The following is a 15,075-nucleotide window of genomic DNA, read 5'->3' as shown; positions in this document are numbered from 1 at the left end:
ACAGTGCGATCAATCACAAGTTTGCCGGACCCGTTGTCCGAGCCATACGGCAGGGGGCCGATTGGGGTCGTGATTCCCGGTGATCGGGCCGGATGTCAGTGGGACGCCTTAGTCTGGCCGGGTGTCCAAAACGCCGGTGAGAGCACAGGACAAGGGGGCCGGGCGAGTGAGCACGGAACGCGATTCCGCTGTGGGCGAACAGGCCCCTGCCGACACCGCAAAGGTGGCAAAAACCGCGAAAACCTCTTCGGCGGCAGCGGCCCGTCGAGCCACGTCGGACGCGTCCGCGACCGCGTCTTCGGAGGCGGGGACGACGGCTGCAAAGGCTACGGACGCGAAGTCGGGAACGGTGGCGAGGGCTGCCACGGGGCGTGCGGTGAAGAAGGCCGCGGCCAAGAAGACGGTCCCCGGGGCGGCGCCCGCCGAGAAGGCAGGCACTGAGAAGGCAGGCACTGAGAAGGCGGCGGCCAAGAAGGCCGTCGCCAAGAAAGCAGCCGCCAAGAAGGCGGTCGCGAAAAAGGCCGCCGTGAAGAAGGCCCCGGCGAAGAAGGCCCCGGCGAAGAAAACCGCCGCCAAGAAGACGGCGGCGGGGAATGCCGCCGGGCCCGCCGCGCCCGTCGCGCGCCGGACCCCCGGGGGCAAGCCGGAGTCGCGTACCGCCATGGTGCGCCGCGCCCGCCGTATCAACCGTGAGCTGGCCGAGGTGTATCCGTACGCCCATCCCGAGCTGGACTTCACCAACCCCTTCGAGCTGCTGGTCGCGACGGTCCTGTCCGCGCAGACCACCGACCTGCGGGTCAACCAGACCACCCCGGCCCTCTTCGCCGCCTACCCGACGCCCGAGGACATGGCGGCAGCCGCCCCGGAGGCGCTGGAGGAGCTGATCCGGCCCACCGGGTTCTTCCGCGCCAAGGCCAAGTCGCTGCTCGGCCTCTCCACGGCGCTGCGCGACCGCTTCGGCGGCGAGGTGCCCGGCCGTCTGGAAGACCTGGTCTCGCTGCCCGGAGTCGGCCGGAAGACCGCCAATGTGGTGCTGGGCAACGCCTTCGGCGTGCCGGGCATCACGGTCGACACCCACTTCGGCCGGCTGGTCCGCCGCTTCGGGTGGACCGGGCAGATGGACCCGGAGAAGGTGGAGGCGGAGATCGCCGAGATCTTCCCCGCGAGCGAATGGACGATGCTCTCGCACCGCGTCGTCTTCCACGGCCGCCGCATCTGCCACTCCCGCAAGCCCGCCTGCGGTGCCTGCCCCATCGCCCCGCTGTGTCCCTCGTACGGCGAGGGGGAGACGGACCCGGAGAAGGCGAAGAAGCTGCTGAAGTACGAGAAGGGAGGCCAGCCGGGCCAGCGGCTGAGCCCGCCGCCGGACTACCCGGGACAGCCCGCGCCCCCGTTGGCGGGCCGATGACCGCGCCGGTCCGCCCGGGGCCGCCGCCGCGCCCCGGCAGGCCGTACGGCGCCACAGGAACCGTAGGGCCACGGAAACCGTAGGAAACGTAGGAACGGCAGACACGTAGGAACGGCAGACACGGCCGTAACGGCGGAAACGGCGGAACGGCAGAAACAGAAGAAGTCGCGGGACCGCGGGCATCGCAACAGCAATCGCCAATCGCCAAACGCACACCGCAACCGCACACCGTATGAGCACGGCCGCCTCCCGATGACCGCGGTCGGACGATCACCGAAGCGACGGCCTTGAGGGGGCGCGTATGACGAGCGCACGGGAGCAGCAGTACGGGGAGACCTACGACCAGGACGTGCGCGAGGGCGGGCCCGCGCCCGTCACCCACCACATGTCCGACGGCACGGAGCCGGCGGTCGCCGCCGAGCCGCCCCCGGTCTCCGTCACGCCGCCCGCGGTCTCCGGCACGCCACCGACGGCTTCCGTCGCGCCGCCGGCGCCTCCCGCCCCACCGCCCCGCATCACCAATGTGTCCGTCACCACCGACGGCCTGCCCGAGTGGCTGCTGCCGGTCGCCGAGGCGGCCCGGTCCATCGAGCCCGAGCAGCTCAGCCGGTTCCTGCCGCCCAAGAGCGGCGGGCGGCAGTCCGCGGTGCTGATGCTCTTCGGCCACGGTGACCGCGGCCCGGAGCTGCTCCTCATGGAGCGCGCCGGCACCCTGCGCGCGCACGCGGGTCAGCCCTCCTTCCCCGGCGGCGCGCTGGACCCCGAGGACGGCGACCCGGAAGGGGACGGCCCGGTACGTGCCGCGCTGCGCGAGGCGTGGGAGGAGACGGGCCTGGACCCGTCCGGTGTCCAGGTCTTCGGCGTGCTGCCACGCCTCTACATCCCCGTCAGCCGTTTCGTCGTCACGCCCGTCCTGGGCTGGTGGCGCGCGCCCAGCGCCGTCGGAGCGGTCGACCAGGCCGAGACGGCGCGGGTCTTCACGGTTCCCGTGGCGGATCTCACGAACCCGGAGCACCGGGTGACCGCGTGGCACCCCAGTGGCCACAGCGGCCCGGCCTTCCTCGTGGGCGGCGCGCTGGTCTGGGGTTTCACGGCCGGTCTCATCGACCGGATGCTGCACTTCGCCGGCTGGGAGGTTCCCTGGGACCGCACCAAGCAGGTCCCGCTCGACCGGCGCTCGTGAGACGGTGGCGGGCGTGAACGTCCTGGATATCGTGCTGTTGCTCGCGGCCGTGTGGTTCGCGGTCGTCGGCTACCGGCAAGGCTTCGTCGTCGGCGTCCTGTCCGTGATCGGCTTCCTCGGCGGTGGGCTGATCGCGGTCTACCTGCTGCCCGTGGTGTGGAACCAGATCACGGAGGACGCCACGCCGGGGACCTTCGCGGCCATCGCCGCGGTCGCCGTCGTGATCGTGTGCGCCTCGGTGGGCCAGGCGTTCACCACACACCTGGGCAACAAGCTGCGCCGGTACATCACCTGGTCACCGGCGCGCGCCCTGGACGCGACCGGCGGCGCGCTGGTCAACGTCCTGGCGATGCTGCTGGTCGCCTGGCTGATCGGATCGGCCCTGGCCGGCACCTCCCTGCCGACGCTGGGCAAGGAGGTCCGCAGCTCCAAGGTGCTGCTCGGCGTCTCCCGGGTGATGCCGCAGGAGGCCGGCACGTGGTTCGCGGACTTCTCCGCCGTCCTGGGGCAGAACGGCTTCCCGCAGGTCTTCACGCCCTTCTCCAACGAGCCGATCCACTCGGTCCCGGCACCCGACCCCAAGCTCGCCGGCGGCCCGGTGGCCGCCCGGGCGCGGCAGAGCATCGTCAAGGTCGTCGGTACGGCTCCCGGCTGCGGCAAGGTCGTGGAGGGCACCGGCTTCGTCTTCGCCCGCCACCGCGTGATGACCAACGCCCATGTGGTCGGGGGTGTGAGCGCGCCGACCGTCCAGGTGGGCGGGGAGGGCCGTGCGTACGGCGCCAAGGTCGTCCTGTACGACTGGCGGCGGGACATCGCGGTGCTGGACGTGCCCGCACTGTCGGCGCCCGCGCTGCGCTTCGCCGAGGCGGAGTCGGGCAGCGGGAAGAGCGCCATCGTCGCCGGCTTCCCGGAGAACGGCGGCTATGACGTCCGCTCCGCCCGTACCCGCGGTCGCATCAAGCTCGACGGCCCGGACATCTACCACCGGGGCACGGTCCGCCGCGATGTGTACTCCCTGTACGCCGCGGTCCGGCCGGGCAACTCCGGAGGCCCGCTGCTCACGCCGAGCGGTGAGGTCTACGGAGTGGTGTTCGCCAAGTCGCGGGTCGATGACAACACCGGTTATGCGCTGACCGCCGACGAGGTCCGTGAGGACGTCGCCAAGGGGCGCACGGCCGACAAGCCGGTCGACAGCCAGGGCTGCGCGATGTGATCAGCCAGGGCTGCGCGATGTGAGGCGCGCGGGCGTGACGGGGCGCGCCGCGGGTGCGGCGCGCTCTCAGGTCCGTGGATGGCGAAGCCGCGCGGTCATCCAGCGCGCGCGGCGGCGCAGGATGTGCGGAATGCCCAAGGGGTGGGCGAGGCCGGGGGCCTCACCGGACCGCAGGTCCGGGGTGCCCCTGTCCTGAGTGCCCACTGCAGCGGCGGTGCTGCGGCGGTTGCGTGCCACGTCACGGTAGTCGTGCGTCCAGCCCATACCCTCGACTCTGCCCGGGCCCGGGGCCGCGTAACCTCTCCGCGACCCTTCAATTGGCCTATGCGCCAGGCAATTGGCTGTTCGTCAGACGAACGTTCGTATTCCTGCCGTGCCTGCCTCCTTGCCGCCGGGCTCCGGGGGACTTCGGCCTCACCCGTACGGCCTTACGGTCCGGCCGGCGTACGGCCATCCGGCCCCGCGGCCGTACCGCCGTAGGGCCCATACAGCGGTAAGGCCCCACGGGCAGCAGGCCGCCACCGGCCGTAACGCCCGCAGGGCCGCACCGCCCGCAGGCCCGCACCGCGCAGAGCCGTACCACCCGCGGGCGCCGAAGGTCCGCTACCGGTCCGGCTCCGGGTCCTTGAGCCAGTTGATCAGCTCGGTGGAGAAGGCCACCGGGTCCTCCTCGTGCGGGAAGTGCCCGAGCCCGTCGAACAGCCGCCAGCGGTAGGGCGCCTCCACGTACTCCCCGGACCCGGCCGCGCTGCGGGTGCGCATCACCGGGTCCAGCGAACCGTGCAGATGCAACGTGGGCACCCGCACCGGCCACTTCATCCGCCGGTTGAACTGGATACCGTCCGGCCGGGCCATCGACCGCACCATCCAGCGGTACGGCTCGATCGAGCAGTGCGCCGTGGAGGGGATGCTCATCGCCCGCCGGTAGGTCTCCACCGCGTCGTCCTCCGGCAGCCGCGGCCCCGACCAGTCCCGGATCAGCCGCCCCACCAGCGCCGCGTCATCCGCCACCAGCTTGCGTTCGGGCAGCCACGGCCGCTGGAAGCTCCACACGTACGAGCTCTGCCTGCTCTGTTTGAAGTCGGCGAGCATCGCCGAACGCCAGCGCCGCGGATGCGGCATCGAGGACACCGCCAGCCGCCGCACCAGCTTCGGCCGCATCACCGCCGCCGTCCACGCCAGATAGCCGCCCAGGTCGTGTCCGACCAGGGCGGCGTCCGGCTCGCCCAGGGACCGTACGACGCCGGTGATGTCCAGGGCGAGGTTGGCGGGGTCATAACCCCGGGGCGTACGGTCGCTGCCGCCCACCCCCCGCAGGTCCATCGCCACCGCGCGGAACCCCGCCTCGGCGAGCGCGGGCAGTTGGTGCCGCCAGGCCCACCAGAACTGCGGGAAGCCGTGCAGCAGCAGGACCAGCGGGCCATCCCCCATCTCGGTGATGTGGAAACGGGCGCCGTTGGCCGCGACGTCGCGGTGGGTCCAGGGGCCTTCGGGACGTACGACCGAGTCGGAACTGTCGGGAGCCGTCATACGGACGAGCGTGTCACAGACTCCAGGACCGGGTGGCTCTCGGTCACCGGCCGCGGATGCGGCTTGACGTTCTGCAGTACCGCGGCGGTCTCCTTGGCCGAGGAGATGGACTTCTCCGGCTTCTTGATCTTCTTCAGCTTGGCCATGGCCAGCATCACCAGCAGCCCCGCCAGCACCAGGAAGGCGCCGCCCACGATCAGGAAGGACCAGGCGAGCCCGAGCCCGAGGTTGTGGATGCCGTACGCCGCCGCGAAGCTGAGCACCGGCAGCGCGAAGACGCCCAGCACCCCCGCCACGATGAACGCGGCCCCCCGATGCCCGCCCGCTTGGCGTCCTGCCGCAGTTCCGCCTTGGCCAGCGCGATCTCGTCGTGCACCAGCGCGGACAACTCGGCGGTGGCCGAGGCCACCAACTGCCCGAGGCTGCGGTCCGCGCCGTCGTCGGCTGCGCTCATCGCCGTCTCCCTCTTCTCATCTGCCGGATGCAAAGCCTCTCAGATCATGCCGGACCATCGTCTCCGGCGTCCGCGCCGGAGGCCACTTCGGCAAGGCGACGGTGTTCGGCGGCCTTCGCCTCGTAGATGGCGGCCATCCGCAGGTGGTAGTCGGGCCGGTCGAGTTCGTAGATGTCCGGGATGCCGTCCTGGTCCTCGTCCCGGTCCTCCTCCTCGCACAGCTTGCGGTACTTGTTGTTGCGTATTTTGAGCAGCGTTCCCGCGAGGACCGCCGCGATCAGCGAGCCGGTCAGTACGGACGCCTTGATCTCATCGGCCAGGGCCGCGTCGCCGGAGAAGGCCAGCTCGCCGATGAGCAGCGAGACCGTGAAGCCGATGCCGGCCAGCGAGGCGACGGCGAAGACGTCCGGCCACCTCAGCTCGGGGTTGAGCTCCGCCTTGGTGAACCGCGCGGTGAACCACGTACCGCCGAAGATGCCCAGCGCCTTGCCCAGGACCAGGCCGAGGACGACGCCGAGCGTCTCGGGCCGGGTGAAGACGTCCCGCAGGGCGCCGTCGGAGATGGACACGCCCGCCGAGAACAGGGCGAACAGCGGTACCGCCAGCCCCGCCGACAGGGGGCGGACGAGGTGTTCGATGTGCTCGCCGGGGGAGTGCGGCTCGCCGTCGCGGCGGGTACAGCGCAGCATCAGGCCCATGGCGACACCCGCGATGGTGGCGTGCACACCGCTGTTCTCCATCAGGGCCCAGATGACCACGGCGAGCGGTACGTAGACGTACCAGCCGCGTACCCCTTTGCGCAGCAGCAGGTAGAAGACGGCCAGGCCGGCGAAGGCGAAGCCCAGCGCCAGGAAATTGATCGTCGAGGTGAAGAAGACCGCGATGATCAGGATGGCGAACAGGTCGTCGACGACGGCCAGGGTCAGCAGGAAGGCGCGCAGCGCGGAGGGCAGGGAGGTGCCGATGACGGCGAGGACGGCGAGCGCGAAGGCGATGTCGGTGGCGGTGGGCACCGCCCAGCCGCCGAGCGAACCGCTGCCGGCCGTGTTGACCAGGCAATAGACGAGGGCGGGGGTGGCCATGCCGCACAGCGCGGCGATGACGGGCAGCGCGGCGGCCCTGGGGTCGCGCAGCTCGCCCGCCACCAGCTCACGTTTGAGTTCGATGCCGGCGACGAAGAAGAAGACGGCGAGCAGGCCGTTGGCGGCCCAGTGCTGTACGGACAGGTCCAGGCCCAGCCATGCGGGACCGAGGTGGAAGCCGCGCACCGCCTCGTAACTGCCGCTGAGGGTGTTGGACCAGATCAGGGCCACGACGGCGGCGGCCAGGAGGAGGACGCCACCCACGGTTTCGGCGCGCAGGGCGTCCGCGACGAAGTTCCGCTCGGGCAGGGACATCCGCCCGAGGAATATGGAACGGCGGTGGTGGGACGCGCTCACGCGGGGCCTCCGGTTGCTTCGGCGGTACGGCTGTTGCAGTTGCCGACCAGACTTCCCGGCGCACCCAGATTTTTTGTCACTTTGTTGACGCGATTCCTACTCTACCCGGGGACGCAAGAGACATTCCGGCGAACTTCACTTTAGGGATATACGGCATGAAAGGCCGCCCGTAGCGCGACGAGGGGCACCCGGTCGGCGTGCGCCGGGTGCCCCTCGATCTCCTGCGTCATCTGCCGGTCGACGCAGGAATGGTCAAGCGTGTCCTCAGTCCTCGGTGGCCGAGGTGTCCTCGGCGGCCGGGCTAGTTGTTCTGTCCGGGGAGGTTGTGGACGGTGACAGGGTTCACGGCTGATCGATCTTGAAATGGGTGAGGGCCTTCTGGCCTGGTGTGGATTGCGACATCTGCACCAGCAACAGAAAGGCCCTCGTGGTCCACCGTAATGCACCCCTGACCGAGACAGGCCGCCTGCGTCTGGCCCGCTGCGTGGTCGAGGACGGCTGGCCTCTGCGCCGGGCCGCGGAACGTTTCCAGGTCTCGCCGACCACCGCCCAGCGGTGGGCCGATCGCTACCGCCGGCTCGGCGAGGCAGGCATGACCGACCGCTCCAGCCGCCCGCACTCCAGCCCGCGCCAGACTCCGAGCCGTACCGAACGCCGCATCATCAAGGTCCGCATCCTGCGCCGCTGGGGACCGGCCCGCATCGCTGGCCTCCTCCGGCTGGTGCCCTCGACCGTCCACCGCGTACTGACCCGCTACGGCCTGGCCCGCCTCGCCCATCTGGACCGGGCCACAGGCCGCGTCATCCGCCGCTACGAACGCGACAAGCCCGGCGAACTGGTCCACGTGGACATCAAGAAGCTCGGCAACATCCCCGACGGCGGCGGACACAAGGCCCTGGGCCGCCCGGCGGGCCGCAAGAACCGCTCAGGCACCGGCTACAGCTACATCCACACCGCCGTCGACGACCACTCCCGCCTGGCCTACAGCGAGATCCTCGGCGACGAGAAGAAGGAGACCGCCACCGCCTTCTGGAAGCGGGCCCACGCATTCTTCGCCTCCAGCGGCATCACCGTCGAACGGGTCCTGACCGACAACGGGGCCTGCTACCGCTCACGCGACTGGCGTGACGCCCTGGCGGGAGCCGGGATCTCCCATAGGCGAACCCGGCCCTACCGGCCACAGACGAACGGCAAGGTCGAGCGCCTCAACCGCACCCTGCTGGAGGAGTGGGCCTACGCCCAGCCCTACCGCTCAGAGACCCAACGACGCGAAGCATTCCCCCGCTGGCTGCACACCTACAATCACCACCGCGGACACACCGCGCTCGCAGGCCAACCCCCCGCCAGCCGCGTCCCCAACCTCACAGGGCAATACAGCTAGTCCTCGGTGGCCGCGCTCGGCAGCTTCTCCTGGATGAGCTGCATGACGGAGGAGTCCGTGAGCGTGGTGACATCACCCAGGGCACGGTTCTCCGCCACGTCGCGCAGCAGCCGGCGCATGATCTTGCCGGAGCGGGTCTTGGGCAGCTCCGCGACCGCCAGGATCCGCTTGGGCTTGGCGATCGGGCCGAGCTGCTTGGCGACATGCGCCCGCAGCTCCTCCACCAGGTCCGCGCCCTCCGCCGCGCCCCCGCGCAGGATGACGAAGGCACAGATGGCCTGGGTCGTCTGCGGGTCGCTGGCGCCGACCACCGCCGCCTCGGCCACCTTGGGGTGGGAGACCAGGGCCGATTCGACCTCGGTGGTGGAGATGTTGTGCCCGGAGACCAGCATCACGTCATCCACCCGGCCGAGCAGCCAGATGTCGCCGTCCTCGTCCTTCTTGGCGCCGTCGCCCGCGAAGTACTTGCCCTGGAACCGCGACCAGTACGTGTCCAGGTAGCGCTGGTCGTCGCCCCAGATCGTACGGAGCATGGCCGGCCACGGCTCGGTCAGCACCAGGTAGCCGCCGGCGCCGTCGGGCACCTCGTTGCCGTCGTCGTCCACGACGGTCGCGGCGACGCCGGGCAGCGGCACCTGGGCGGAACCGGGCTTGGCCGTCGTGACACCGGGCAGCGGGCTGAGCATGATGCCGCCGGTCTCGGTCTGCCACCACGTGTCCACGACAGGGGTCTTGTCCGCGCCGATGTGCTTGCGGTACCAGATCCACGCCTCGGGGTTGATGGGCTCGCCCACCGACCCCAGCACGCGCAGGCTGGACAGGTCGTACTTCGCGGGGATGTCATCGCCCCACTTCATGCAGGCGCGGATCGCGGTGGGCGCGGTGTAGAGGATCGTGACGCCGTACTTCTGGACGATCTCCCACCAGCGGCCCTGGTGCGGGGTGTCCGGCGTGCCCTCGTACATCACCTGCGTGGCGCCGTTGGAGAGGGGGCCGTAGGTGATGTACGAGTGGCCGGTCACCCAGCCGATGTCGGCGGTGCACCAGTAGACGTCGGTCTCGGGCTTGAGGTCGAAGACCGCGTGGTGGGTGTAGGACACCTGGGTGAGGAAGCCGCCGGTGGTGTGCAGGATGCCCTTGGGCTTACCCGTCGTACCGGAGGTGTAGAGGATGAACAGCGGGTGCTCGGCGTCGAACGCCTCGGGCGTGTGCCGGTCGCTCTGCCGCGCGATGATGTCGTGCCACCACACGTCCCGGCCCTCGGTCCAGGAGACGTCGTCCTGCTCGGTACGGCGGACGACCAGGACGTGGCGGACGTTTTCCGTGCCCGGCCGGGTCAGGGCCTCGTCGACGGCGGGCTTGAGCGCGGAGGGCTTGCCGCGCCGGAAACCGCCGTCGGCGGTGATGACGACCCGGGCGTCGGCGTCCACGACGCGGGTGGCCAGCGCGTCCGCGGAGAAGCCGCCGAAGACGACGGAGTGCGGGGCGCCCAGGCGCGCGCAGGCGAGCATGGCGATGACCGCTTCGGGGATCATCGGCAGGTAGATGGCCACCCGGTCACCGGCCCGTACGCCCAGCTCGGTGAGGGCGTTGGCGGCCTTGCAGACGTCGCGCTGCAACTCGGCGTAGGTCAGGGTGCGGGTGTCGCCGGGCTCGCCCTCGAAGTGGATGGCGACCCGGTCGCCGTGCCCGTTCTCGACATGGCGGTCCACGCAGTTGTACGCCACGTTGAGCTTGCCGTCGGCGAACCACTTGGCGAACGGCGCGTTGGACCAGTCGAGTGTCTGCGTGGGCGAGGTCTCCCAGGACAGGCGCTCGGCCTGCTCGGCCCAGAAGCCCAGCCGGTCCGCCGCGGCCCTTTCGTACGCCTCGGCCGTGACGTTGGCGTGGGCGGCCAGTTCGGCGGGCGGCGTGAATCGCCGCTCCTCTTTGAGCAGATTGGCCAGGCTTTCGTTGCTCACGACATCTCCCATTCCCAGGGCGTGCGATGTGTCCCGTGCCCTAGCTCATCAGCCCGTGACCCGCTCTGACAAGGGCTGTTGATAACTATTGGTGTAGACCTTTGCGCGCTCTTGGGCCGGGCGAGTGCCGTGGTGGGGTACAGGAGTGCCACGGGGGGCCGCGGCGGCAGTTGTGCTGGTCAGGGCGGTGCGGCGGGCTCGACGGGCCGGCAGGGCAGCTCGTCGGGCCGATGTGGCGGGTTCTCGGTCCGGTGCGGTGAGTTCTCGGACTGGTGACTGGTGCGAGGCGTTCTCAGGCCGGTACGGCGGGCTGCCCGGGCCGTACGGCGGAGAAGCGGCCGGTGGTCCGGTCCAGCACGTACGCCTGTGCCTCGGCGACATGGAAGTACATGCCGTGCAGCGTGAGCGCCCCCTCGGCGACACGACGGGCGACACACGGATGCGCCATCAGGTGGTCGAGCTGCTGCATGACGTTGACGAGCGCGAGCCGCTCCAGGTCGTCCACCACCGGCCGGTCCGCCAGCGCGACCTCGCCCCTGCCCAGCCGGCCGATCCGCTCCATCCGGGCCAGACTCGGGCGGCCGTGCCGCAGCCAGCGGGCGAGCGGGGTCCGCGCGCCCGGTTCGTGGTCCGAACCGAGCAGCGCCTGCATGGCGCCGCAGCCCGAATGCCCGCACACGGTCACGGATCCGACCCGCAGGACCTCGACGGCGTACTCGATCGCGGCTCCTACGGAGTCACAGGTCGCCTCCGACCCCGGCGGCGGCATCAGATTGCCGACATTGCGTACGGTGAACAGGTCCCCCGGCCCGCTGGAGGTGATCATGCTGGTCACCAGCCGGGAGTCGGCGCAGGTCAGAAAGAGCTGGGTGGGGCGCTGTCCCTCGTGGGCCAGCCGGGCCAGCTCCTCCCGTACGAGCGGGGCGGTGTAACGCTGGAAGGCGCTGAGGCCGCCCAGCAGTTGACTGCCGCCGGACTCCGGTACGGGTCGGCCGTCGTACGCGGACGCCGGGCGCGTGCAGTGATGGTTGCGCCAGGGGATCCAGGGGCGGCAGGCGTGGGCGCCGGCCGGCTCGGCGACGGGGCGGCCCGACCGGCCTGCCAGGGTCACCCGGCCGCCTTGCGCGCGATGGGCGTTGCTCCAGGACTGCAGAGCCTCGTACGCGGCATGGTCCATGAAGGAGCCGCCCAGCTCGACCACGACGTTCGCCTCGGGCGGTACCTGGGCCAGCGCCCGGGTCAGCCGGGGTACGGCCAGAAACGTCAACTGGCCGCTGACGCGCACCGCATGACGGCCCTCCTCCTCGGTCACCGTGACGCGCGTATGTGTCAGCCGCCGCAACGAGAGGAAGACCGCCACCACGATGCCGACGGTCACGCCCTGAGGTACGCCGAAGAGCACCACGCTCGCGGAGGTCGCCGCGTACACCGGGAACTCGCGGTGCCGCTGGACGTGCTTGATGTGCGCAAAGCTCACCATCCGTACGCCGACCACCATCACCAGGGCGGCGAGAGCGGCCAGGGGGATCAGCTCCAGGGCTGCGGACAGCAGACCGGCGCAGAGCAGCACCCACAGGCCGTGCAGCACCGTGGAGCGGCGGCTCACCGCGCCCGCCCGTACGTTCGCCGAGCCCCGGATCGCGCCTCCGGCCACGGGCAGCCCGGCCAGCAGCCCGGAGAGCACGTTCGCCGCGCCCTGCGCCGCCAGCTCGCGGTTGAGGTCGGCCGGTCGGGGCCGGGCACCCGGCCGGGCGGCGGCGAGCCGGTCGACCGCGACGGCGGACAGCAGCGATTCCATGCCGGCGACGAGCGTGACGGTCAGCACGGCCGCCACGACGGCCAGCACGGGCGCGTCCGGGGGTCCCGGCAGGGTCGGCGGCTCCCAGGAGGGCACCGTCACGCGGGGTACGGGAACGGCCGCGCCGACGACGGTCGCGGCGGCCACGGCAGCCAACGGGGCGGGGACCGTACGGAGCACCCGGCCGAGCCGGCCGAGCCGGTGGGGCAGCCGCGGCCAGCCGACCAGGAACACGACCGTGACGGCCCCGACGAGAACCGCGGCGCCGTGCGGGTCCTCCAGTTGGCGGGGCAGTGCGCCGAGGTTGTCCAGGGCCGAGCTGTCCGGGCTGCCGCCGAGCACCACATGGAGCTGCCCGAGGGCGATGGCGACACCGATACCCGCGAGCATTCCGTGGACGATCGCCGGGCTGAGGGCGAGCGCCGCACGGGCCACCCGCAGGGCACCCAGTGCGAGTTGGGTGATGCCCGCCAGGACGGTGATGGCGCAGGTGGCGCGCCAGCCGTAGCGCTGCACCAGATCCGCGGTGACCACCAGAAGGCCGGTGGCCGCACCGCTGACCTGGAGCGGGGCGCCGCCGAGCAGCCCGGCGACGACACCGCCGACGGCCGCCGCCACCAGGCCGGCCTGGAGCGGCGCGCCGGTGGCCAGCGCGATGCCGAGCGAGAGCGGAACGGCGAGCAGGAACACGACGACCGAGGCGGACAGATCCGGGCGCCAGGCGCGAAGAACCGTCCTTTCCTCAAGCGGCGGCATTCCCGTCTTCTGGGGCTGCGACATTTCCCGTCTCCTCCGGGGCGGCGCGGTCGCGCGGGGCGCGATCGTGGGGCGGCGGCGTGCTGCGGCGGGAGCGAGCCGACCGGTATCCGCCACGGTCGGTAACGGTCCGGCGACTCTCAAGCGTCGGTAAACGGATCGTAATGACACGTAAAGGGCTGGAGAAGCCCACTCCGGCATTTGGCGCAGAAATTCCGTCGTTGGAGTGAATGTCGGGTAAAGCAGCTTGTCATCCATATCCCCCGTCCTGGCGTATGCGAATTTGAGTGGTGTTCATCGTTTTGTCGTACCGCACGCGCATGCGCACTCGGCTCGATACGGGAAGAGGTGGCTGATGGCAGCCGCAGGGAAGGTCACGGCGGGAATCGTCACGACGCTGGCACTGATGGCGGCGGCCGGCTGCTCCGAAGGCCCGGACACGGCGGGCGGCGCCAAAAAGGCGCCGGGCAGGTCCCGGGTCGCCGCCGCCCCGGCCAGGCTCATCGGCGACGGCTCGACCGCGTACACAGGGGCGCAGCCCCGCCAGCCCGCGGCCGAACGTCTCAGACCCGGGGAACGCCCGCCGCAATTCGTGGTGTTTTCCTGGGACGGCGCGGGCGAGGACAACCAGAAACTCTTCTCACGTTTCCGTGCGGTCGGCGAGAAATACGACGCGAAGATGACGTACTTCCTCAGCGGCGTCTACATGCTCCCCGGCGCCAAAAAGGAGATCTACGACCCGCCCAGACACCGGCGCGGCGCCTCCGACATCGGCTTCAACGACGTCAAGGGGGTCCGGGACACGGTGCACCAGCTCCGTGCCGCCTGGCAGGAGGGCAGCGAGATCGGCACCCACTTCAACGGACACTTCTGCGGCCCCGACGGTGGCGTGGGAACGTGGTCGCCCAAGGAGTGGAAGAGCGAGATCGAGCAGGCCGAATCGTTCGTCAAGAGCTGGAAGACCAACGCCGGACTCGGCGGCGAGGAGCCGCTGCCCTTCGACTACAGCAAGGAACTGGTCGGCGGCCGGGCGCCCTGCCTCGAAGGACAGCGCAACCTGATTCCGGCCGCCAAGGAGATGGGCTTCCGGTACGACGCCAGTTCCGTCGGCGGCCGTCAGGTCTGGCCGAAGAAGACCGACGGCATCTGGGACTTCCCGCTCCAGCAGATCCCGGTTCCCGGACGCGCCTTCGAGACGCTCTCGATGGACTACAACTTCCTCGCCAACCAGTCCGGTACGACGCGGGGCGACGCCTCGATGCACGCCGCCTGGGGAAAGCAGATGCGCGACGGGCTCATCGCGGGTTTCGAGCGTGCCGAGAAGGGGAATCGGGCGCCGCTGTTCGTCGGCAACCACTTCGAGTCCTGGAACGGCGGTACGTATATGCGGGCCGTCGAGTCGGCGATCAAGAAGATCTGCCCTCAAAAGGGCGTGCGCTGTGTGTCCTTCAAGCAGCTCGCCGACTGGCTGGACGCCCAGGACCCCCAAGTCCTGCGCATGCTGCGCAAGCTGGACGTGGGGGAGGCTCCCAAGGGGGGATGGGCGGGGTATCTCGCCGCCCGGCCGGAGCGCCCGGACTCCAGCGGCAAGCCGGTGGAGCCGGCCAGACACCGCGAGCACGACGGGAAGCAGGGCGAGCCCGGCAAGCGCGGCGAACACGCTCGGCACGGAAAGCACAAGAAGCACGGCAAACACAAGAAGCACAGGAAGCACGGCAGGCACCACGGACAGCGCATGAGGCACGGCGCATCCGACCGGCACGGCGCGCCCGCCGGGCCCCCTGAGCACTGCCATGCCGGCGAGCACGCGAAGTAGGGCGCCCCGGCGAACGTGACGTACACGGCTCACATGACACACGTGTCGCACGGCGTACGCGGCACATACCGCGGCGTACATGGCACACGCCCGCGTACGTGCCACGCACCGGCGTACGTGCCACGCACGGCACACG

Annotated in this window: 10 protein-coding genes and 1 pseudogene; 5 read left to right on the top strand and 6 right to left on the bottom strand. The window is 70.7% G+C overall.

Annotation, left to right across the window (positions count from 1 at the left end):
- The first annotated feature begins 376 nt into the window (after positions 1 to 376).
- The 3 genes from nth to KGS77_RS15460 all read left to right on the top strand — a co-directional run bounded on the left by nth (position 377) and on the right by KGS77_RS15460 (position 3,804).
- Positions 377 to 1,408, top strand: a complete 1,032-nt coding sequence (gene nth / locus KGS77_RS15470) for an endonuclease III (RefSeq protein WP_242581805.1) — start codon at positions 377 to 379, stop codon at positions 1,406 to 1,408.
- Positions 1,409 to 1,709: 301 nt separating this feature from the next.
- Positions 1,710 to 2,591 (top strand): CoA pyrophosphatase, encoded by an 882-nt coding sequence (locus tag KGS77_RS15465; protein ID WP_347404494.1) that lies wholly within the window; start codon positions 1,710 to 1,712, stop codon positions 2,589 to 2,591.
- A 13-nt stretch (positions 2,592 to 2,604) separates the two neighbouring features.
- Positions 2,605 to 3,804, top strand: a complete 1,200-nt coding sequence (locus KGS77_RS15460) for a MarP family serine protease (protein WP_242581803.1) — start codon at positions 2,605 to 2,607, stop codon at positions 3,802 to 3,804.
- Positions 3,805 to 3,870: 66 nt separating this feature from the next.
- Here KGS77_RS15460 and KGS77_RS15455 read toward each other — a convergent pair whose 3' ends face one another.
- From KGS77_RS15455 to nhaA, 4 genes and pseudogenes are all read right to left on the bottom strand, one after another.
- Positions 3,871 to 4,068 (bottom strand): hypothetical protein, encoded by a 198-nt coding sequence (locus KGS77_RS15455; RefSeq protein WP_242581801.1) that lies wholly within the window; start codon positions 4,066 to 4,068, stop codon positions 3,871 to 3,873.
- A gap of 339 nt (positions 4,069 to 4,407) precedes the next feature.
- A complete protein-coding gene (locus tag KGS77_RS15450; protein ID WP_242581799.1) occupies positions 4,408 to 5,334 on the bottom strand; it encodes an alpha/beta hydrolase in 927 nt (308 codons plus the stop codon).
- Positions 5,331 to 5,788, bottom strand: a pseudogene (locus KGS77_RS15445) (phage holin family protein). The gene KGS77_RS15450 and the pseudogene KGS77_RS15445 overlap by 4 nt, the downstream one beginning before the upstream one ends.
- A 44-nt stretch (positions 5,789 to 5,832) precedes the next feature.
- Complete coding sequence (gene nhaA, locus KGS77_RS15440) at positions 5,833 to 7,185, bottom strand: Na+/H+ antiporter NhaA (RefSeq protein WP_242587490.1); 1,353 nt, start codon at positions 7,183 to 7,185, stop codon at positions 5,833 to 5,835.
- 469 nt (positions 7,186 to 7,654) lie between these two features.
- Between nhaA and KGS77_RS15435 the strand changes: the two genes are divergently transcribed.
- The gene (locus KGS77_RS15435) at positions 7,655 to 8,608 is read left to right on the top strand and encodes an IS481 family transposase (RefSeq protein WP_242581793.1); all 954 of its coding nucleotides are present in this window, start codon (positions 7,655 to 7,657) and stop codon (positions 8,606 to 8,608) included.
- On the opposite strand, the gene acs is transcribed toward KGS77_RS15435, so the two are convergent.
- Both acs and KGS77_RS15425 read right to left on the bottom strand, forming a co-directional pair.
- Positions 8,605 to 10,569: an acetate--CoA ligase gene (gene acs, locus KGS77_RS15430; RefSeq protein WP_242581790.1), complete on the bottom strand. Its 1,965-nt coding sequence runs from the start codon at positions 10,567 to 10,569 to the stop codon at positions 8,605 to 8,607. The two genes, KGS77_RS15435 and acs, sit on opposite strands and share 4 nt — an antisense overlap.
- Before the next feature lie 292 nt (positions 10,570 to 10,861).
- Positions 10,862 to 13,123, bottom strand: coding sequence for a SulP family inorganic anion transporter (locus tag KGS77_RS15425; protein ID WP_242587489.1), 2,262 nt, complete (start codon positions 13,121 to 13,123; stop codon positions 10,862 to 10,864).
- A gap of 355 nt (positions 13,124 to 13,478) precedes the next feature.
- Here KGS77_RS15425 and KGS77_RS15420 point away from each other — a divergent pair, with 355 nt between their 5' ends.
- The gene (locus KGS77_RS15420; RefSeq protein WP_242581788.1) at positions 13,479 to 14,939 is read left to right on the top strand and encodes a hypothetical protein; all 1,461 of its coding nucleotides are present in this window, start codon (positions 13,479 to 13,481) and stop codon (positions 14,937 to 14,939) included.
- Positions 14,940 to 15,075 lie beyond the last annotated feature (136 nt).

It is taken from the genome of Streptomyces sp. MST-110588, from assembly GCF_022695595.1.
Lineage (GTDB): Bacteria > Actinomycetota > Actinomycetes > Streptomycetales > Streptomycetaceae > Streptomyces.
The sequence above is the reverse complement of the archived record's forward strand: the minus strand, read 5'-3'. Positions and strand labels throughout refer to the sequence as shown.

Excerpts from the sequence above, each read along its gene's own strand:
- KGS77_RS15465 (WP_347404494.1), top strand. The coding sequence starts at position 1,710 with ATGACGAGCGCACGGGAGCAGCAGTACGGGGAGACCTACGACCAGGAC.
- KGS77_RS15455 (WP_242581801.1), bottom strand. The coding sequence starts at position 4,068 with ATGGGCTGGACGCACGACTACCGTGACGTGGCACGCAACCGCCGCAGC.
- KGS77_RS15450 (WP_242581799.1), bottom strand. The coding sequence starts at position 5,334 with ATGACGGCTCCCGACAGTTCCGACTCGGTCGTACGTCCCGAAGGCCCC.
- nhaA (WP_242587490.1), bottom strand. The coding sequence starts at position 7,185 with ATGTCCCTGCCCGAGCGGAACTTCGTCGCGGACGCCCTGCGCGCCGAA.
- KGS77_RS15425 (WP_242587489.1), bottom strand. The coding sequence starts at position 13,123 with ATGCCGCCGCTTGAGGAAAGGACGGTTCTTCGCGCCTGGCGCCCGGAT.
- KGS77_RS15420 (WP_242581788.1), top strand. The coding sequence starts at position 13,479 with ATGGCAGCCGCAGGGAAGGTCACGGCGGGAATCGTCACGACGCTGGCA.